At 41.1% G+C, this 18,516-nt stretch carries 18 protein-coding genes; 12 read left to right on the top strand and 6 right to left on the bottom strand.

Features of this window, described 5'->3' with window-relative positions; translation table 11 throughout:
- Nucleotides 1-49: 49 nt before the first annotated feature.
- From ACE1EF_RS04735 to ACE1EF_RS04725, 3 genes are all read right to left on the bottom strand, one after another.
- Nucleotides 50-391, bottom strand: a complete 342-nt coding sequence (locus ACE1EF_RS04735; protein ID WP_375719471.1) for a potassium channel family protein — start codon at nt 389-391, stop codon at nt 50-52.
- 464 nt (nt 392-855) lie between these two features.
- Nucleotides 856-1,866 carry a type IX secretion system protein PorQ gene (gene porQ / locus ACE1EF_RS04730; RefSeq protein ID WP_375719470.1) on the bottom strand — a complete coding sequence of 337 codons (1,011 nt, stop codon included), beginning with the start codon at nt 1,864-1,866 and terminating at the stop codon, nt 856-858.
- Between the two features lie 116 nt (nt 1,867-1,982).
- Nucleotides 1,983-2,150, bottom strand: coding sequence for a DUF362 domain-containing protein (locus ACE1EF_RS04725; protein WP_375719469.1), 168 nt, complete (start codon nt 2,148-2,150; stop codon nt 1,983-1,985).
- Nucleotides 2,151-2,404: 254 nt separating this feature from the next.
- Here ACE1EF_RS04725 and ACE1EF_RS04720 point away from each other — a divergent pair, with 254 nt between their 5' ends.
- Nucleotides 2,405-3,532 (top strand): periplasmic heavy metal sensor, encoded by a 1,128-nt coding sequence (locus ACE1EF_RS04720; protein ID WP_375719468.1) that lies wholly within the window; start codon nt 2,405-2,407, stop codon nt 3,530-3,532.
- A gap of 161 nt (nt 3,533-3,693) precedes the next feature.
- On the opposite strand, the gene ACE1EF_RS04715 is transcribed toward ACE1EF_RS04720, so the two are convergent.
- Complete coding sequence (locus ACE1EF_RS04715) at nt 3,694-4,146, bottom strand: NanQ anomerase/TabA/YiaL family protein (RefSeq protein WP_375719467.1); 453 nt, start codon at nt 4,144-4,146, stop codon at nt 3,694-3,696.
- A gap of 261 nt (nt 4,147-4,407) precedes the next feature.
- On the opposite strand from ACE1EF_RS04715, the gene ACE1EF_RS04710 reads away from it, so the two are divergent.
- The 9 genes from ACE1EF_RS04710 (at nt 4,408) to ACE1EF_RS04670 (ending at nt 11,893) form a co-directional block, all read left to right on the top strand.
- Nucleotides 4,408-5,508 carry a T9SS type A sorting domain-containing protein gene (locus tag ACE1EF_RS04710; RefSeq protein ID WP_375719466.1) on the top strand — a complete coding sequence of 367 codons (1,101 nt, stop codon included), beginning with the start codon at nt 4,408-4,410 and terminating at the stop codon, nt 5,506-5,508.
- Nucleotides 5,505-6,074, top strand: coding sequence for a hypothetical protein (locus tag ACE1EF_RS04705; protein ID WP_375719465.1), 570 nt, complete (start codon nt 5,505-5,507; stop codon nt 6,072-6,074). Before ACE1EF_RS04710 ends, ACE1EF_RS04705 begins: the two co-directional genes overlap by 4 nt.
- Before the next feature lie 785 nt (nt 6,075-6,859).
- On the top strand, nt 6,860-7,756 hold the full coding sequence (locus ACE1EF_RS04700) for a restriction endonuclease (protein ID WP_375719464.1): 897 nt from the start codon (nt 6,860-6,862) through the stop codon (nt 7,754-7,756).
- Between the two features lie 21 nt (nt 7,757-7,777).
- Nucleotides 7,778-8,104: an HNH endonuclease signature motif containing protein gene (locus ACE1EF_RS04695; protein WP_375719463.1), complete on the top strand. Its 327-nt coding sequence runs from the start codon at nt 7,778-7,780 to the stop codon at nt 8,102-8,104.
- Nucleotides 8,101-8,715, top strand: coding sequence for a hypothetical protein (locus ACE1EF_RS04690; protein ID WP_375719462.1), 615 nt, complete (start codon nt 8,101-8,103; stop codon nt 8,713-8,715). Before ACE1EF_RS04695 ends, ACE1EF_RS04690 begins: the two co-directional genes overlap by 4 nt.
- A 9-nt stretch (nt 8,716-8,724) precedes the next feature.
- A complete protein-coding gene (locus ACE1EF_RS04685; RefSeq protein ID WP_375719461.1) occupies nt 8,725-9,831 on the top strand; it encodes a serine hydrolase domain-containing protein in 1,107 nt (368 codons plus the stop codon).
- A complete protein-coding gene (locus ACE1EF_RS04680) occupies nt 9,824-10,207 on the top strand; it encodes a DUF7670 domain-containing protein (RefSeq protein WP_375719460.1) in 384 nt (127 codons plus the stop codon). Before ACE1EF_RS04685 ends, ACE1EF_RS04680 begins: the two co-directional genes overlap by 8 nt.
- 90 nt (nt 10,208-10,297) lie before the next feature.
- Complete coding sequence (locus ACE1EF_RS04675) at nt 10,298-11,053, top strand: SDR family oxidoreductase (protein WP_375719459.1); 756 nt, start codon at nt 10,298-10,300, stop codon at nt 11,051-11,053.
- A 57-nt stretch (nt 11,054-11,110) separates the two neighbouring features.
- A complete protein-coding gene (locus tag ACE1EF_RS04670; protein WP_375719458.1) occupies nt 11,111-11,893 on the top strand; it encodes a hypothetical protein in 783 nt (260 codons plus the stop codon).
- Between the two features lie 231 nt (nt 11,894-12,124).
- Here the strand turns inward: ACE1EF_RS04670 and ACE1EF_RS04665 are convergent, their stop codons facing one another.
- Nucleotides 12,125-14,587 carry a glycosyl hydrolase 115 family protein gene (locus tag ACE1EF_RS04665; RefSeq protein WP_375719457.1) on the bottom strand — a complete coding sequence of 821 codons (2,463 nt, stop codon included), beginning with the start codon at nt 14,585-14,587 and terminating at the stop codon, nt 12,125-12,127.
- Between the two features lie 118 nt (nt 14,588-14,705).
- Between ACE1EF_RS04665 and ACE1EF_RS04660 the strand changes: the two genes are divergently transcribed.
- Nucleotides 14,706-15,419: a L,D-transpeptidase family protein gene (locus ACE1EF_RS04660; protein ID WP_375719456.1), complete on the top strand. Its 714-nt coding sequence runs from the start codon at nt 14,706-14,708 to the stop codon at nt 15,417-15,419.
- A 44-nt stretch (nt 15,420-15,463) separates the two neighbouring features.
- On the opposite strand, the gene trpB is transcribed toward ACE1EF_RS04660, so the two are convergent.
- Nucleotides 15,464-16,678, bottom strand: coding sequence for a tryptophan synthase subunit beta (gene trpB / locus ACE1EF_RS04655; protein WP_375719455.1), 1,215 nt, complete (start codon nt 16,676-16,678; stop codon nt 15,464-15,466).
- Between the two features lie 326 nt (nt 16,679-17,004).
- On the opposite strand from trpB, the gene ACE1EF_RS04650 reads away from it, so the two are divergent.
- Nucleotides 17,005-18,492, top strand: a complete 1,488-nt coding sequence (locus ACE1EF_RS04650; protein ID WP_375719454.1) for an IMP dehydrogenase — start codon at nt 17,005-17,007, stop codon at nt 18,490-18,492.
- Nucleotides 18,493-18,516: the final 24 nt, after the last annotated feature.

The raw sequence follows: 18,516 nt of genomic DNA, 5'->3' as shown, positions 1-18,516 counted from the left end.
TTTTTCAGGGTAAAGCTAATAAATACAGGGTATATCAGCCGGACAAACGTTATTTTTTTAAGTTATTTTTTGATCTTTTCTCAGCTACTTCCTTCATTTTAAGAGCCCTGTGCTGGTAGAATGAATTGATAAATCCAAAGATGATGCCGATACCGGTTAATACATAAACCATGGTAAAGATCTTACCAAAGGCCGTTTGTGGTACAAGGTCTCCGTAGCCAACCGTGGTAAGTGTCATCACAGAAAAGTAAAGTGAATCCAGCCATTTCCAGTGTTCCACGAAGTGGTAAATGATAGTCCCGTTTAACAACACGGTAAATGTGGCAATGGTGAGGTTCCGGTACGTTTTTATTCTCAGGAAGTCAATGATATGTCGGATCAGAAAGAACATGGTTTTCGCTTTTTATTGCGAAGGTATAGAAAAAACAGCAGCATGATGCGGCATATTTTTGATGCCGTTATCTGTAAGAACACCCGGAACGATTAACATGTTTCATATCTCCAGCAGATGGGCGCAGAATTCATGCGCAGATTTTCGCAGATGCCAGCTGGTTAAACATTTTTGAAGTTAACACCGCAGGAGTGGTAATATTGTAACCTAAATATTTGTTATTTGTAATAGTGTAAAAAATGATAACCTGTAAAAAATGTTTTTGACGGCCATTGTACTTCAGATATCAGCCTGACACTGTAAGTGATGTTTCATCAGGTAGCACAGAAGGATAAACATGTTTCATATTTCCCGCAGACGGGCGCAGATATTCTCACGGATTGAGCTCCGTAGGAGTGACAGTATGGTAGAATATTCAGATAAGGTGGTATGTAGAGCCCGATAAGGGCGACAAATTGCAGATTTTAGAAACTGCTCAGATTTGTTGCAATGGAAATATGGTTGCTGGTTCCTGCCAGATGATAACGGGCAGAAGCGTAGCTGATACGAAATTTGCTGATTTTTACACCAAAACCCCATGAAAACCCAACCGTGGACATGGAATTCTCAATGCCCAGCTCAATACGCCGCTGAAAATTGTATCCTGCAGCAACATACAGATTTTTGGATGGCACAAATTCCACACCGAAAACCACATGTCGTAATGCTTTAGCACCAAACGTAGGTGTCTTGTTCTGGTCATCAAGCAATGGGTTTGAATATTTATCCAAGCCCGATTTATAAGTGAGATCGGGCATCTGTATATGGTTGGCTGTAACGGAAAAACGCAGTGGTGCATGATTCAGCTTCTGCGTAAAACCCATCTGTATTTCAAACGGCATCGGCTCAAAATTATCTTCGGTATATGTTTTTACCTGTGTGCCGAAATTCTTTAATACCAGTCCCGCTGAAAAATTGTTATTCAGATAGCTGATTCCGGCATCAAACAGGATGCCATAGGATGAATACTGCTCAAAAGCGGAAAAAACCTGCTTAAACGCAAGACCGCCATTCCATTTGGAACTGATGGGATAACTCCATATGAGGCTAAGTGCTGTTTCCTGTGCCACAAAATTGCCTGTAAAATTTCCCAGTTCATCATAGCCGTCAAAATTTCCCTGGTTGATGTACTGAACACCTAAAGCAAATGTTCCTAAAGCGTTATAATCTCTGGAATAGGTGGCATAACCAAAATTTATATCTGCAATGTAATTGACATAGTTAACCGCCAGATTGTTATGCATCGTATCCCGTAGAAGTGCCGGATTGCCTAAGGCCATAGATGGATCCACATCCTGGAGGGACACATTTGTACCTCCCAGCGCACCGGTGTGTGCAGAACCCGGCAGGTTTAGGAATTCATATGTGTTTTCACCTTTCTGAGCCCAGCCTGAAAGACCGAATAAAGTAAATAAAGCAATCAGCAGAAACCTCATGGGTTTTATTTTAATCTTGAAACGCAATGGTTTCGTATTTATTTTTATGTTCGTGAACAAATATAAAAAAAGCCGCTTCAATTCCTCGAAGCGGCTTATAAATTTTTTAGATTGCACTATGCAGGATGAATAGCTTCAGTCGGACAAACATCAGCACATGAACCACAATCGGTACATGCCTCAGCATCGATCGTGTAAATATCACCTTCTGCAATAGCGTCTACCGGACATTCATCAATACAAGAACCGCAAGCAATGCAATCTTCAGTAACTACGTAAGCCATAATTTATCTAATTTTTAAGTTATAATCGGAGCGACAAATTTAGACTTATTAATTTAAAATTCCACTTCAAATTGTTAAAAATATATTTTTTAGAATCATTATATATAGAATTTTAAATGTGTTAATATAAGGGCGTTACAGCGTGTTGTAGAAGGTCTCATAAATGTTAAATGTTTTTACGCTCAGCAGGAAATTGGAATAGTTCCTTCAATTGGAATGTCAAAAATCCGAAAACGTTTAAAAAGAATTGCAGAATGAAAACAAAACAAATTATTCCATTAGCACTTGGATTATTACTTACAGGAACATTCATGGTGCAGGCGCAGAATTTTAATAAGCGCGGACCAAACACCTGTATTCAGAACGGACCAATGGCAGGACAGGGCAGAGGCCAGAATTTTGGTGCAGCACAGTTTGCAGATTGTCCTGCTTTAAGTGATGAGCAAAAAGCGACGTTGAAATCTTTACAGGATGATCACAGGACTGAGGTACAAAAGCTGCGATTAGACCTGGAAGCTAAAAAGGCAAAACAGAAAACTCTGGTGGAAGCTGCAAGTCCTGATGTCAAAGCCATTGATAAAAACATCGATGAGATGGCCAAACTGCAGGCGCAGCTTTCAAAATCAAATGCCTCATTCAGGGTTGAGGTTCAGAAGATTCTTCCCGGTGACTGTCCAACAGCAAGAGGTCAGCGGAATGGTCAGGGATACGGACCTGCTAAGATGAATGGTCAGCAGGGGAGAATGGGCAAAGGTAACGGACAGGGTCGTGGAAACGGACAGTTTGCCGGTCCCGGAAACGGACAACATCAGGGACCTGGTTTTGGACCAGGCAACGGGCAAGGTTTCAATCGTGGTATGGCAGGATGTGGTCAGTGTACAGGACAGGGATTCAACCGTGGTATGGCTGTGAAAGGTGGTTCTGCCGGTAAAGGATTTCATGGAAACGGCATGGGTATGCGCAATGGTATGGCTCAGGGACAGAATTTCAGAGGAGGCATGAAAGGTGGAAACCGTGCTTTCGCCGGACATGGAAACGGAGTCCGTCAGGGAAGTGGAATGAGACCGCGGGTAATGTTATCAGAAGAAACCAAAGAACTTCTGCAGAAGAACATGTTGGCCGTTTCAGCTCAGACCCGTGATTTGAGAAACCAGATGAATGAATTGCAGGTCAAACAGAAAACCCTGATGGCTGAAGATAAAATTGACCTTAAAAATGTAAATAAAAACATTGACGAGATGGCAAAACTGAGAGCCCAAATTATGAAAACACGCGTCAATGCACAGATTGATCTGTTAAAGCAGCTCTCACCGGATGAAAAGGAAAAAGTGCTGCTTTCAAAACCATTAATGCAGGGGCAGGGCCGTGGATTCAGAATATAGATCAGAACTATATAAGGTGAATAGGGACTTCCTTAAGGGAGCCCCTTTCCATGTTTTCATTGTGTTTGAATAATATACTAAACTCAGAATTCTGAGACACTTGAATAAACACGTAGGAGAAGGTTGCCGGAAGGCAACCTTTTTTCATCTGTGGACAGGCACTAATCCACCCTGATCTTTACCACCACCTTCATTACATTGCCTGGTCCGGTAACGGCAACACCGGGAGTATGAATATCATCCGGAAAAAAGATGGCAAAACTGCCCTCATTCATCGTAAAGAGTGATACGGGACAATCGTAAAAGCTGACATCTTTTTCAGAATTGTAGGCAACAGATGGTTCCTGACCTTTATATGGTGCATAACCGATTTTTTCCTGCCCTTTTACCACATACTGAATGTCGATATAATTGCGGTGGTTCTCTGTTTTAGCTTCTTCAACCGGTTTGGTACTATAGTGACTGACAGCTGCAAAAATAGCATCACCATCTATCGTGTATTTACCATCTTCGAGCAGACTGAAATCTGTTTTCTGAATATACTCAAGGCCTTTTTTTATGCGTTCTCCCAGTGCGTAATACAAGGGAGCATTGGATAGTTTATCTGTGACCATAATTAAATTTTTTTCAAAGTTACAAATTTCGCAAAAGGTTTTTGTGACATAAGGCATTAACAGGAGAATGATTTCATAAATCCTTTTTCTGCAGATTACCCGAATATTAATGATAGCCACGGGTGAATATGTGCAGGCAGGAAATTATTTCCTTGTGACTAAGCAAAGATAATCCGTTTTATTATTTGCAATAATCCTCTGAATTCTATACCTTTAAGATGTAGAATGTGAATCGTACATACCTGATTTGAATTGAAAGCCATGAAAAAACTATTACTCTTTACGCTTGTGTGGTTCTGTGCCCAGCAGGCCGGAGCTAATCCTCTCATAGATCCACCACCAAACATATGGATATCGGAAATAGGATTTGATTCAACCGGAAACTGGATGATTGAACTACAGTATGAATATGTAGAATTCTATCATAATTATAATTCAGTTGATAGTATATTTATTAGTTCTTCAACTGCTAGGGCCAAATTAGTTAATTATACAATTAAAGCTCGTGAAGGCTTGCTATTAGTAAGCAACGATAGCTTGATGTCAGAAATAAATATTGACATGAATGGTGATAGCCTGCAAATAGAATATTATTACAATTATTATTCAGGACCAGGCATCGCCGTCCCGGAACCAATTGTTTATGGAAACTATCGTGCAGCTACATTGCGGGCACCTGGATTAGGTGAAACCATTGCTTCTTGTCACGCGTTCAGCAGTATAAGTGCCTATACTGGAAATGTAAATTACATAAACTATTATAGTATTGATTCATCACCCGGATTTGGAAGTGAAAATAATTCAACCGGAATGTGTGCTACTATTTATGGAAATATTTATGATGAGAGCAACGAATTACTCACAGATTTCAACCGCAAAATTTATGCAAAAGGATCATTTGGTTTTGTTCCCGGAGCGGACGGTTCGTATTCTGTTCAGTTTCTCTCGTTTAAAAATCAGATATCGCAGCTGTACTATACTTATGGTTGGAGCAATTATATTGTAGATATTATTCCAATTAGTATTGATCCAAAGCCTGATACTGTAATTGTGGAAGATATTCATATTCAAAAGATTACGTCTGTGCAGGAGGTTAAAACGGAACAGGTGAAAATGCTTCGGATCGCACCAAATCCGGTTCGGGGTTCTGTTTTCAACTACGAGATAGTCTTACCCATAAAATCATCAGAATGCTACCTTGAACTGGTAAGTCTCAATGGGCAGAGCATCGCTCAGTTTTCTATATCAGAAAGCAAAGGAATGATCACTGTTCCTTCGGATGTTGAAAACGGGATGTATATTTTAAGACTCTACATCAATAAGAAGAATTACGGTACGTCTAAGATATTGATATCAAGATGATAAAGGTCTTTTTGTGCTTTTTTGTTTTATTTATTTCTGTTTCACCTTATGTGCAGGCTCAGAACAATGTTTTCTTCTTTGAAGAACATATCGATTTTGAAATAGATGCAGTTCGTTTTTCTGTAAATGGTATTTATTCATTTTATAATGCCGGTCCGCAGGATAAGCTTCAGCCCATTACCTTTCCTTTTGCTTCGGATATGGATAAAATTGATTCTGTCAGGATAATCAATCTGAATACAGGCGGTTTAATACCTTTTGGCAGGCAGATTAAAGCAGTCAGTTTTATGTTAATTATTCCTGCCGGCGATACCGTTGATGTCAATATTTTTTACCGTCAAAAAGTTTCATATATCAATACCTATATCCTTACGTCGACACAGGCCTGGGGTGAACCTTTAAAAAAAGCCGTTTATACCTTAACCAACGATGCAGACATAAGCATTAAGTCATTTTCATACCTGCCGGATTCTTCACGGATATCCAATAATAAACAACTTTATTTCTGGGAGATGCAGGATTTTATGCCAACGCAGGATTTTGAAATAAGGCTGGATAGTTTGTAACAAGTCACAGGGTGACTACGTTATGGTGCTGTCGTTTGTTGTAACGTCTTCGCTGCAATAGATTTTCAATGCTTTGGTAATACCCGGTAGGACTCCGATAGGAGTCCAATATTTGTAGCCTTGAATATGCTACAAATATGTGACCCCAGCTGGGGTCATACACCATGTATAACATCATCTTTAATCGATTTTGACTTTATTTTGTACTCTTTTTATATTCTTAATTTTTAGTGTTAAAAAAAAAGGATGGACATTTTTTTATAGTCACCGGGCGAATAGTTACAAAGCCTGTTTAATCACCAAGTGACTACGTTATGACACGTCTTTGGCTGAAGTGTTTGCCTACGGCAGATTTACAATGCTTTGGCAAAATCCGGTAGGACTCCGACAGGAGTCCAATATTTGTAGCCTGGAATCTACTACAAACATGTGACCCCGGCCGGGGTCAAACGGAATCAGTTTATCTCATAAAAATTCTTTTGGTTCTGTACTTCGATATAATATTTTGCTAGGTTGTTATTTGATTTATTTTCAGGGTTTAAAAAAAAGTACCTTTGTTTTGACTAAAATGTACCTTTATTTTCATCAAAATATACCTTTCTTTTTTGAAAAACATCCCGACTTTTTGATTAAAATGTCCGGACATTTTTTATGAAAAGACCGGACTTTTTCTGCCTGTCATATTTTAGTTGCATTAATCCCCTGAAATATATACCTTTAGTGTTATTATGAAATGAATCCATTCCTGTTTGGAATATGTTAAACACTCGCTAATAAAAAATCAAATGGAATTACCTAAATATCATGAAACATTCATTCCTATTTTAGAAACACTAAATAAGGTTGAATCTCTAAAAAGTCGAGAACTCGCATCTAAAGTTCGTGATTTATATTATTCGGATTTACCTCAGGAATTACTCAATCAGAAAACGACATCGGGTGCAAATGTTTTACTTGACAGAATCCTATGGGGTAAATCATATCTTAAAATGGCTAGGTTTGTTTCATATCCTAAAAGAGGTGTTGTTCAAATAACTGAGAAAGGGAAAAACATACTAGTAAAAGGGCAATTGTCATTATATGAACTTCAAAATGATCCGGATTTTATTAATTACCGTGAATCTGTAAATAGTGAAAAACATAATGATATAGAATTAGGTAAAGTAAAGGTTGATAATGCTTCACCTCAGGATTTAATAGATTCAGGATTTTCATCTATAGAAACTGAGGTTAAAACAGAACTATTAGAAAAGCTTAAGGAGCTTGACCCCTACTATTTTGAAAAGGTAATTTTAATACTTCTAAAAAAGATGGGATATGGGGATTTTATTGAAACAACAAAATCCGGAGATGGTGGAATTGATGGAATTATAAATGAAGATAAACTTGGGCTGGAAAAAATATATACTCAGGCAAAGCGCTATAATGAGACTAAAGTGCGCGAAAAAGACATTCGAAATTTCATTGGTGCAATGAGTGGTGATACCAGCAAAGGAGTATTTATCACAACTTCAACATTTGATGATTCGGCAGTTAAAAAAGCACATGAAGCACATCATTCGATAATTTTAATTGATGGAGCAAAGCTGGTTGATTTAATGCATCAGTATAATGTTGGAGTTCAGGTAAAAACTGTTTACGAAATTAAAGAAATTGATAATGATTTTTTTGAAGGAGAATGATTTAACTTAAAATTATTAGGAATGTCTAATAGATGGGGAATTCCAAAGGAAGTTGAACTTATTGTAAGACAAAGAGATGTGGAATGTGTTTATTGTGGTGTTAAATTTTCTAATAACAAGATGATTTATAAAAACAGACCATCATGGGAACATATCATTAATGATATAAGAATCAATGGCATTGATAATATTGCCCTCTGTTGCATATCATGTAATGCAAGTAAAGGGACCAAAAGTCTACAGGAATGGTTGAAAAGTAGCTATTGTAAACGCAATAATATATCAGCTCAAAGTGTTGCTGATGTAGTAAGAAAGGCTTTATTTAATGATCCAGCTCTGCTAAAATGACAAAGGAAGAAAGGAAAAAGCTCCGTTTAGTTTTTATAGTACTTATGGTGGTTATGCTGCTTGCTGTACCAATAGTTTACTATGGTTATTTTGAGCAAATTCAGAACGATATTGTTTTGGGAAATATTGATAAGCACAATGAAAGAATAGAAAAGCTTAGAACCCTAATTAAGTATAAATGGAATAATTATGATGCCAAAAAATTGCTGGTTCAGGAATATTGCCGGAATGATGAATTTGAAAATGCCCTGAGGTTTTTAAATGAAATCGGCTTCAAGGATTATATAGTTTTTTCTACAATGCGGGGAATGATTTATGAGCTGGATGGAAAGCAGGATAGTGCAGATTTTTATTATAGGTATGCACTGGATTTGTTTGAAAGAAAAAATAAGGCAAAAGCTGGCTTTAACTTATACCGTCTTAATCTATTAATGTTACTCCATCAAAAAAAGGAAGCAATAAAGGAATGGGAATGTTATCGTCAGTCTGAAAATTACAACACAGCATTCGATTCACGTAAAACAATTGACGAATTTGACAGAAAGGGATTTATTAATTCAGAATTAGGTATTCCTCAGGAATATTTCATCGATGTAAATACAAATAACTGAATCGTAAAAATGCAAGGATTTACGTATTATATTAAATATCTGCTCTTGTTTTTTTCAGCATGCGTCATTCTGAATGCCTGTACAGGTAGGACAGCCGGTAACCTGACCTATTCCTCACCGGAATCCAAAGGTTTTTCATCAGAGAGACTGGATACGCTAAAACAGTTTCTGGATCAGAGTGGCGCATCATCCATGCTGATCCTGGTGGATGGAGATGTGATTTTTGACTGGGGCAGTACCTCAAAAAAACATCTGATCCATTCGGTGCGTAAAACTTTACTGAATTCGCTTGTTGGCGTTGCTGTAGCGCAGGGAAAACTGGATACATCCATGACCTTAAGAGAGCTGGGTATACAGGATGTGCAACCTGAGTTATCTGAGCAGGAATTAAGTGCCCGGGTGGCTGATCTGTTAAAATCAAGATCGGGTGTGTATCATCCGGCAGCCGCCATGTCACAGGGAATGATCAACAGTCTGCCTGAACGGCATTCGTACAAACCCGGCGGGCATTACTATTACAATAACTGGGATTACAATACATTGGGCGCCATTCTGGAACAACGAACTGGCAAAAGTCTGTATACTTTATTCTATGAAGAGATAGCCAAACCATTGGGTATGGTTGATTATAAAGGCGAATATGTAGATATTGACGGTGAATCTGACACCGGTGTGGAAATGCCTCAGACCGATGGCTTCTATCAGTATGAAAAGAGTAAATCAACGTATCCGGCTTATCATTTCCGGATGTCAGCCCGTGATCTGGCATTGTATGGTCAGCTCTACCTGAATAAAGGCCTCTGGAACAATCAGCAAATCATACCGGAATCGTGGATTGAAAGCAGTATAAAACCAAGCGCCATATACAACAAAGAATACAAGCTGGGATATGGTATGCTGTGGAAACTACGGTTAGCCGAAAATGAAAAAGATGTACATGCCTTTTATCACACCGGAGTTGGCATTCACATGCTGGCCGTATATCCGGAATCAAAACTGGTCCTGGTTCACCGGGTCAATACAGAAGAGGACTATGTATATCATTCAAATGATATTTATCAGATGCTAAGACTTGTTTTTAAGGCTAAACTGACGGATGAACAAGACGATGAATAAGAAAAACAAAATACTATTCCGGCTACCGCGAGTGATATCCATTCTGGCTATTTTATTCGTGAGCATGTTTGCTTTTGACGCATTTGAACCAGATCTCACTGTTTGGCAACAGGTCAAAGCTTTTATGATACATCTGGTGCCATCGTTTATTCTGACTTTGTTACTTATACTGGCATGGAGTAAGCAACTGGTTGGCGGTATCGCTTTCACTGTTGTTGGTTTGGTGTTTACACCATTTATTTATACCCATAATTACAGCATGAACCACTCTGTTGGCATAAGTATCGGTATAGTTCTGATGATATCTTTTCCGTTTGTAGTTGTTGGTGTTTTATTCATCCTGGGTCATTTATTAAGCAAAAAAATATCCCGTTGATTTGTTGTATATTTAAGTCTGCATAGCGAAATAATTATTTTAATTCGAGATGAATGTCTTTTAAAACAACAATAAATTAAGTTTAAACAGATGGATTTAGAAAACAAATACATTCTGATAACCGGAGGTTCACGGGGTATAGGAAAGGCAACAGCCCTGGCGTTTGCCGAAAAGGGAGCCACCGTTGGTATCAATTATCATTCGGATGATGAGGCAGCAGATACGACTCTGGGTCTGCTGAAGGGCAAAAACCATAAAGCTTTTAAATACGATATAGCGAACAGGGAAGAAGTCCGACGGTTGGTTCAGGATTTTATTAACACGTATGGCACCATTGATGTACTGGTGAATAATGCCGGAGTATCAGCATTTCATTCTGTGGAAGATGATTTTGAGGCTTGGGATCGGGCCTGGGATAAGATACTGAATGTAAACCTGAAAGCAGCGGCCGGTTTAACTTACTGGGCATCCCGTGAAATGATCCGGCATGGTGGAGGAAGGATCATCAATGTCTCTTCCCGTGGTGCATTTCGGGGAGAACCAACGAAACCGGCTTATGCAGCCAGCAAAGCTGCATTGAACGCCTTCAGTCAATCGATGGCCAAAGCCCTGGCTCATCATAAAATTTATGTGTTTGCTGTGGCTCCGGGATTTACGGAAACGGATATGGCTAAGACCACTTTAACAGAGAGGGAAAGGGAACGCCTGATGGAGGAATCACCGTTTAAACGGATGGCTCAACCCGAAGAAGTAGCGCATGCCATTGTATATTTTGCTTCCGAAGGTGCCGAATACTCCTCCGGTGCCATCCTGGACATCAACGGCGCATCGTATCTCAGAACCTGATGCGGTATTTGGGATGTTTTATTTTTAGTATATTTGACAAAATAACTAACCTGAAATATGATGAAAAAGACCCTTTTTTCGTCCCTGAGTTTATTTGCAATTGCGGCAGCTTTTGCCGGTATGGTAAGCGGTTGTTCTGATACAGAAGAACCGAAAGAACTGCCGGTAGTCACTACAAATCCTGTGACGCAGCTTACATCATCATTGGTTGTAATCGGTGGAACTGTGACAGATGATGGCGGAGATGCTGTAACGGAAAGAGGCGTGTGCTGGAGTACTGAGCCTTCAGTGAGTACCGACGACCTGAAAACACCTGCTTCAGCTGTAAGCTCTGCCTTTCCTTCAGGAAGCGATTCTTTTGATGTTACCATCGATAATCTGGATGCCGGTACACAGTATTATTTAAACGTGTTTGCCACCAATTCCGTGGGTACAGCTTACGGCGTGGAAACCGGTATTAAAACCCTGCCAGAAAATGCGATGGATGAAGATGACGCAATTCATATTCTTTCAGTGACCCCTACAGATGGCCTCTCAGACGGCGAATTGACGGAGTTTGAGGTGACGGTGCGATATAAACTGACGACGCTTGCTACAGGAACCCTGATGATCGGTTTCAATAATAAAGAAAACATCACCGGTTATGTGTTGATCTCTGATGCCCGTAAAATCATATTGCAGGGCAGTGGTGAGCATACGTTTAAGGTGTCAGCTATGGTCCGGGACTGGGAAGCTGAAGGATCATTCGACCTGTACGTTAACCTTTCAGAAGATCCGGTTCCCGATACACACTGGACACCTCTGGCAAGCGACAGGTTTGTCCTGATTGAAGAGGAATAATCGTTAAAGTTAAGCAAACGGATAGACCCTGTTCATGCATTTTATGGTTTTTTTTGAAGCCATAAGAGAAGTATGCTTTATGACCTTTGTGTCATACTTTGTGTCCTTTGTGGTAAAGTTATCTCAACAGGTTATTTGTGTCCTTAATCCCGTGAATCATTGAAAGGGCTTACCGGCGATCTCAGGAATCACGATATTTGATAGTTAAAACAGAAATTTAGTTTTAGCCATCTATTCTTTCGTGTACGGAATTTCATAAAATGGCTGATCCGGCGTAAAATCCACAGCCAGCTGGTCAATGATAATACCGGTCTGGTTCACCCATAGCCTGATGATATGCGGTCCGATATGTTTGGCCTGTGACTTAACCGTTACAATCTGACTGTTGCGAAGCGTATTTATTTTCCATGCCTTGCTGCGTCCCCAGGTATTCAGATCAAAGGTCTGAACCGGCAAATTATCCACGCGGACACTCAGCTTCTGATCAAAGGTGTTGGAATGTGTTGGAAGACATCTGATCTGCAGTTCAAATTCTCCTTTGACAGGTGCATTAAAGCTGTATTCAATCCACGGCATCATATCTGCATCAAATGTTTTATGCTTAAAGGGCATCAGCGTTACCGCACTGTTGCTGTAGCCGAGTCCTGCAACACTTTCCCAGCGGTAGTTGTCTTCATTGTCGTAATTCACATAGTCGCTGGCCTGGATAAAGATGCGTTGAGGTGTTGTATCTGTGTCTCTAAAAGCATCTGGTACTTCACTTTCCGGCCAGTCCGGCATTTTAAATACATTCAGGTTACGGGGGCTCATGTCCATCATCCGGTTCCATTTTCCTCCACTCATTTCTGTATTGTAATACTGTGTTAACGATTTAATTGCGTCATAAGAGGCTTTGCTTTGTTCGAGCAGAGCCTGACGTTTGGCCGGTACATCGCTTTCCATTGCAAGCTGGTAAAACAAGAATTTACGGTTCATCAGTGCAGCTCCTTTTACCGGGTATTCCACCAGTTGAAACCAGGCATCTTTACGGTTCTCAGGGATAAGATGTGCAATATCATCCACTTTTTTGACCAGTGCGTTATACTGATTCAGGCGGCGTTTCTGTTCTTCCGGATTAAACGCGGTAGGATGAACAGGTGTGCTGGGCTCTGTCTGGCTCCAGCCCATATACTCCGGCTTGCGCAGGAAGGCCAGCCTGTAGTACTCATTCATAACATCCGTGACAGGTTCAGCCGCTTCCTGGCCAAATTCGCGTGTTGCCCAGTGTAACATATGCGCACGAAGGTTGGTATTGTCATAGGCATTTACATCCCAGGCAAGATCGAGGAAAAGCTCCATGTTGTATTCTGCCGGTTTCAGGTCACCCACATTGGCAATCCAGATTCGGTCTGCGCCATTCTCGTATGCTTTTTTCATTTCCTGCCAGATCAGTGCCGGCTGGGTGGTGGAGAGCCACAAATAGTCATGAGGCCGTCCCCAGTAACTCAGATGGTAATATACGCCACTGGATCCCGAACGCTTATTCTCTTCGTCGTTGCTCAGGCGTCGGATATAACCGTAGTTGTCATCGCACCACATGATGGTGACATCATCCGGAATTTGCATACCCTTGTTGTAGAGGTCCAAAACCTCTTTATACAATACGATGGTTTGCGGAATATCCTTTATATCTTTCTGCTTTGAATCCTTAAGCATTTGACGTTGGGTATCTATAATCTGCTCAAGCATTTTAACCTGGGCTGAATCCGAACCGCCACCCTGCATTTTCCCGTCATGAATACCCCGCATGCCTAGGGTGAAAATGTTCTCTGCACCACTGACATCATTAACACGGTCCTGCCAGTAATCACAAACAGCACCCTGATTGGTAAAAAAGTTATAGTCGCCGTACAAATCATGATTCCATTCGTCCACATTGTTACGCAGCATCGGTTCACAATGCGATGTGCCCACTACGATATGGTATTTCTGAGCCATTTCATTGTTGCCGGGTATCCTGTAAAAGGCTTTAGTGCATGAATGCATAGCCGGCCATATGGTATTGGCTTTGAGCCGGAGCAAAAGCTGGAAAATCTTTTCATATGTTTTGGGACCGATATCACCCGTTTCCGGTTCAAAGGTTTTGGCTGCCCAGGGTTGCAGTCCCCAGTCCTCATCATTCAGAAAGATACCTCTGTATCTCACAGACGGACCTTCGGTATAGCCTTGTTCAGGCATGGAAAAAAGCAGTGAATCCTGCCGGATCGGTTTCACATCAGCCCACCATTTCCACGGTGAGATCCCCAGCTTATCTGCGACATCAAAAACACCGTAAACCGTTCCCCTGATGTCACTTCCGGCTATGACTAATGTATTATTCTGCCTGTCAATATGAAATGTCTCCCATCTACCGGCAATGTTTTTAACGTGGTCCAGTTTGAATGAAGCAATTAAATCATCCGTAACCTGACCAACAACAATGCCCTTCCCTGTTGGCCTGTTCGTTGTTGTTTCAACGCTTACCTCAGAGCCGGTAATGCTGTGCAGATCCGTTGCCAGGTCGTTAACGGCCCATAAAACCAGGGCGTCTGCCTTAGGATCAACATAAATAGTTACCGGATTGTCGTGTGATGCTACTAAATATGATATTTCTTTTGGTTTTGAACTGCAGCTGAATAACAGAATAGCAGATATAATAAAGAAAAGATGTTTCATGTTGTGTTTTTATTTGTGCCGTGAAGTTAATAAATTTTATCGCCTGTTGAAAGTTGTTGGCAGACTAAAAGTCTAATTACGACTGGAAATAAAACACCTGTTTTTACGTTATCTGGGTATGTTTCATTTAAGATTTACGGTTGTTGTTGTGGTTTTCTATATGATGAAAACTATCAGTGCTACCGATCTTCCCGAAAGTAATCTCTCTAAGCGTGTGGTGGAGGAGTGGACACCAAAACTCACAAAGGAGATGGACGCCAGAGGCCAGGATTTTGGTTCGGAGCTTTTTATCCGCATTTTCAAAGTCAGCAAAGAACTGGAGGTCTGGGTGAAAACAGATTCACTGTTTGAGTTATTTAAAACGTACAAAATCTGCACTTACGGCTGGAAAGGTCTGGGACCCAAGACCAGACAGGGAGACGGTTATGCACCCGAAGGTTTTTATTTTGTCACACCGTCTTCTCTTAATCCATGGAGCAGTTACCATCTGGCGTTTAACCTTGGGTATCCTAACGCGTACGACCGTGCACATAACTACACCGGCGGGTCCTTAATGGTGCATGGTTCCTGTGCATCCATCGGATGCTATGCCATGACCGATAAAGGCATTGAAGAGATATACACACTTTTATATGCTTCGTTTATGAACGGTCAGCCGTTTATACGTGTTCATATTTTCCCTTTCAGGATGACAGAAAAAGAACTGAATAGGCACAAAAATTCAAAATGGTATAATTTCTGGCTTAACCTTAAAACCGGCTATGATTATTTTGAGGACAAAAAAATACCTCCGAATGTGGAGGTAAAATTGGGTAAATATGTGTTCGAATGAAAAATAGCAGCCCGGCTATAAACCGGGCCGCGACTGAGAGAAATTTATTTTTTTCTGTTTTCCGGTAATCCGTAGGTATCAACCACATAGTCGAGATCTTTATCACCACGGCCACTGAGGTTAACCAGAATGGATTTTTGCGGATATTTCTGAGCAAGTTTAATGGCATAAGCCACTGCATGCGAACTTTCGAGAGCCGGAATAATACCTTCCAGACGACTCAGTTCATAAAAGGCATCAATACATTCAGCATCGTTGATCACATCGTAGTTTACCTTTTTCAGCTCTTTCAGCATGCTGTGTTCCGGACCGACCCCCGGATAATCCAGACCACTGGCGCAGGAATAAACAGGTGCAGGTTCTCCTTTTTCATCCTGCAGCATCAGACATTTAAAACCATGAATAACACCGGGCTTTCCAAGTGTCATGGTTGCGGCATGTTCGCCCGGATCCAATGACCTTCCGGATGGTTCAACGCCCCATATTGTAACGTCATCATCATCAAGAAAAGCAGAGAATAATCCCATGGCGTTGCTTCCGCCACCAACACAGGCCACCACATGATCAGGCAGCTCACCGGTCATATCCACGAACTGATCTTTGGCTTCAATGCCGACCACCCGCTGAAAATCGCGTACCATCATCGGGAAAGGGTGAGGCCCCACAACAGAACCAATACAATAAATAGAGTTAATGGGATCTTCAAGATATTTTACAAACGCTGAATCCACAGCCTCCTTAAGGGTTTTTAAGCCATGTGTTACCGGAACAACTGTAGCACCCAGAATCTCCATTCTCACCACATTCGGGTGTTCCTTGGCGATGTCAACTTCGCCCATGTGAATTTCACACTCCAGGCCAAAATAGGCAGCAGCTGTTGCCAGTGCCACACCATGCTGTCCGGCTCCGGTTTCGGCTATCAGTTTCTTTTTACCCATGTATTTTGCCAGAAGCGCTTCTCCCATACAGTGGTTAAGCTTATGGGCGCCGGAATGGTTAAGATCTTCCCGCTTCAGGTAGATGCGGCCTCCGTATTTTTCTGATAAACGGTTACAGTAGTATACCGGCGTTGGCCTTCCCTGGTAATGTTTTCTGATGCTTCTTAATTCGGATATAAATTTGTGCGATTTACTGATGGAGAAGTAGGCGTCATTGATTTTCTTCATCTCTTCTGCTATTTCTGGCGGAACAAATGCACCACCATACTCTCCGAAATATCCCTCTTCGTTGGGATATGTTTTAAAATAATTTTCCTGCATGATGTTTCGTGTTAGATATATTGTGGCTAAAATAGCAAAATTTTGAAACCAACCTTTTTAAATGGGCAGCAAACTGTTTGAAAAAATGACGTTTCACGTTAATTTAGTAAGAATATAAATAGCCATATTGCTGTTTCGGTTACGGATGATCCGGTATTTTGATCCGTTTTTAATCTTTTGTTTATAAATTAACGTTTTACCTGACCCGTTAAACTTTACTTTCGTTGCTAAATGTCATAACTTCGTTTCCCAATAATTCATAATACTTGGTGAATTATACAGGTTATATTAACTTTGCGCAATTTTTATTCAAAAGGTGGTACAAAATGGCAATTTTCCTAGAAGAAATATCGAGAACATTCAGTGAATACTTACTGATTCCGGGCAGAACAACCAAGGCCTGCATTCCGGATCAGGTATCGTTAAAAGCTCCGTTGACCAAGTTTAAAAAAGGAGAGCAACCGGAACTGGAACTCAATGTTCCTGTCGTTTCTGCAATCATGCAGTCTGTTAGTGATCATAACATGGCCATTGCCCTGGCACGAAATGGCGGACTATCGTTTATCTATCAGTCACAGCCTATTAAAGATCAGGCCGATATGGTTCGCAGGGTTAAAAAGTATAAAGCCGGGTATGTCATCAGCGATTCCAATCTTACGCCGGATGATACACTTAAGGATGTGATTGAGTTAAAACAGCGGACCGGGCATTCTACAACGGGGATAACACATGACGGCACACCAAACGGCAAATTACTCGGTGTGGTTACCGAACGTGATTACCGCTTAAGCCGTGATCCGATGGATAAGAAAGTGAAGGAGTTCATGACTCCTTTCTCAAAACTGGTCACCGGTCAGCTCGGCATTTCACTTACAGAAGCCAACGATATTATCTGGGAACATAAACTCAACAGCCTTCCTATAATTGATAAAGATCAGAACCTGCAGTATTTCGTGTTCAGAAAGGACTATGACAGCCATAAAGAATATCCGCTGGAACTGAGCGATGCCAACAAAAAACTTTTGGTCGGAGCAGGTATCAACACCCGTGATTTTAAAGAACGTGTTCCGGCATTAATTGAAGCCGGTGTGGATGTGATGTGTCTGGATTCATCAGACGGATTCTCTGATTATCAGAAAGAGACGATTCAGTATATCAAGGAAAAATATGGTGACGATGTTAAAGTGGGTGCCGGAAATGTGGTGGACCGCGATGGTTTCCTTTTTCTTGCAGAAGCCGGTGCTGACTTTGTAAAAGTCGGAATCGGCGGTGGTTCCATTTGTATTACACGGGAGCAGAAGGGTATCGGCCGTGGCCAGGCTACATCTATTATTGATGTGGCAAGAGCACGTGATGAGTATTTTGAAAAAACCGGTGTATATGTGCCGATCTGCTCTGACGGAGGCCTGGTGCAGGATTACCACATGGTGCTTGCGTTGGCCATGGGAGCGGACTTTCTGATGATGGGGCGCTACTTTGCCCGTTTCGATGAAAGCCCGACACGTAAAATGATGGTCAACGGAAATTATGTGAAGGAGTACTGGGGCGAAGGTTCAAACCGTGCCCGAAACTGGCAACGCTATGATATGGGGGGCAGTGAAAACCTGAAGTTTGAAGAAGGCGTGGACAGCTACGTGCCTTATGCCGGAAAACTGCGCGATAACCTGGAAGTGACACTTGGGAAAATTCGTTCCACCATGTGCAGTTGCGGTGCTACTTCGATTGAAGCACTGAAGCACACAGCCAAAATCACACTGGTATCGTCAACAAGTATCGTGGAAGGTGGTGCACATGATGTGATAATAAAAGAATAAAATAACCTGACCGGTAGTTTTTAA

This window comes from Quyinboa sediminis (assembly GCF_042219855.1).
In the GTDB taxonomy this organism is placed as follows: domain Bacteria; phylum Bacteroidota; class Bacteroidia; order Bacteroidales; family UBA5342; genus JBHJHP01.
This window is presented reverse-complemented; position numbering and strand designations above follow the sequence as displayed.

Coding starts and splice junctions, on each gene's coding strand:
- ACE1EF_RS04680 (WP_375719460.1), top strand. CDS start 9,824: ATGAATAAGAAAAACAAAATACTATTCCGGCTACCGCGAGTGATATCC.
- ACE1EF_RS04700 (WP_375719464.1), top strand. CDS start 6,860: ATGGAATTACCTAAATATCATGAAACATTCATTCCTATTTTAGAAACA.
- ACE1EF_RS04705 (WP_375719465.1), top strand. CDS start 5,505: ATGATAAAGGTCTTTTTGTGCTTTTTTGTTTTATTTATTTCTGTTTCA.
- ACE1EF_RS04685 (WP_375719461.1), top strand. CDS start 8,725: ATGCAAGGATTTACGTATTATATTAAATATCTGCTCTTGTTTTTTTCA.
- ACE1EF_RS04650 (WP_375719454.1), top strand. CDS start 17,005: ATGGCAATTTTCCTAGAAGAAATATCGAGAACATTCAGTGAATACTTA.
- ACE1EF_RS04665 (WP_375719457.1), bottom strand. CDS start 14,587: ATGAAACATCTTTTCTTTATTATATCTGCTATTCTGTTATTCAGCTGC.
- ACE1EF_RS04735 (WP_375719471.1), bottom strand. CDS start 391: ATGTTCTTTCTGATCCGACATATCATTGACTTCCTGAGAATAAAAACG.
- trpB (WP_375719455.1), bottom strand. CDS start 16,678: ATGCAGGAAAATTATTTTAAAACATATCCCAACGAAGAGGGATATTTC.
- ACE1EF_RS04695 (WP_375719463.1), top strand. CDS start 7,778: ATGTCTAATAGATGGGGAATTCCAAAGGAAGTTGAACTTATTGTAAGA.
- ACE1EF_RS04690 (WP_375719462.1), top strand. CDS start 8,101: ATGACAAAGGAAGAAAGGAAAAAGCTCCGTTTAGTTTTTATAGTACTT.
- ACE1EF_RS04715 (WP_375719467.1), bottom strand. CDS start 4,146: ATGGTCACAGATAAACTATCCAATGCTCCCTTGTATTACGCACTGGGA.
- ACE1EF_RS04675 (WP_375719459.1), top strand. CDS start 10,298: ATGGATTTAGAAAACAAATACATTCTGATAACCGGAGGTTCACGGGGT.
- ACE1EF_RS04670 (WP_375719458.1), top strand. CDS start 11,111: ATGATGAAAAAGACCCTTTTTTCGTCCCTGAGTTTATTTGCAATTGCG.
- porQ (WP_375719470.1), bottom strand. CDS start 1,866: ATGAGGTTTCTGCTGATTGCTTTATTTACTTTATTCGGTCTTTCAGGC.
- ACE1EF_RS04720 (WP_375719468.1), top strand. CDS start 2,405: ATGAAAACAAAACAAATTATTCCATTAGCACTTGGATTATTACTTACA.
- ACE1EF_RS04660 (WP_375719456.1), top strand. CDS start 14,706: ATGTTTCATTTAAGATTTACGGTTGTTGTTGTGGTTTTCTATATGATG.
- ACE1EF_RS04725 (WP_375719469.1), bottom strand. CDS start 2,150: ATGGCTTACGTAGTTACTGAAGATTGCATTGCTTGCGGTTCTTGTATT.
- ACE1EF_RS04710 (WP_375719466.1), top strand. CDS start 4,408: ATGAAAAAACTATTACTCTTTACGCTTGTGTGGTTCTGTGCCCAGCAG.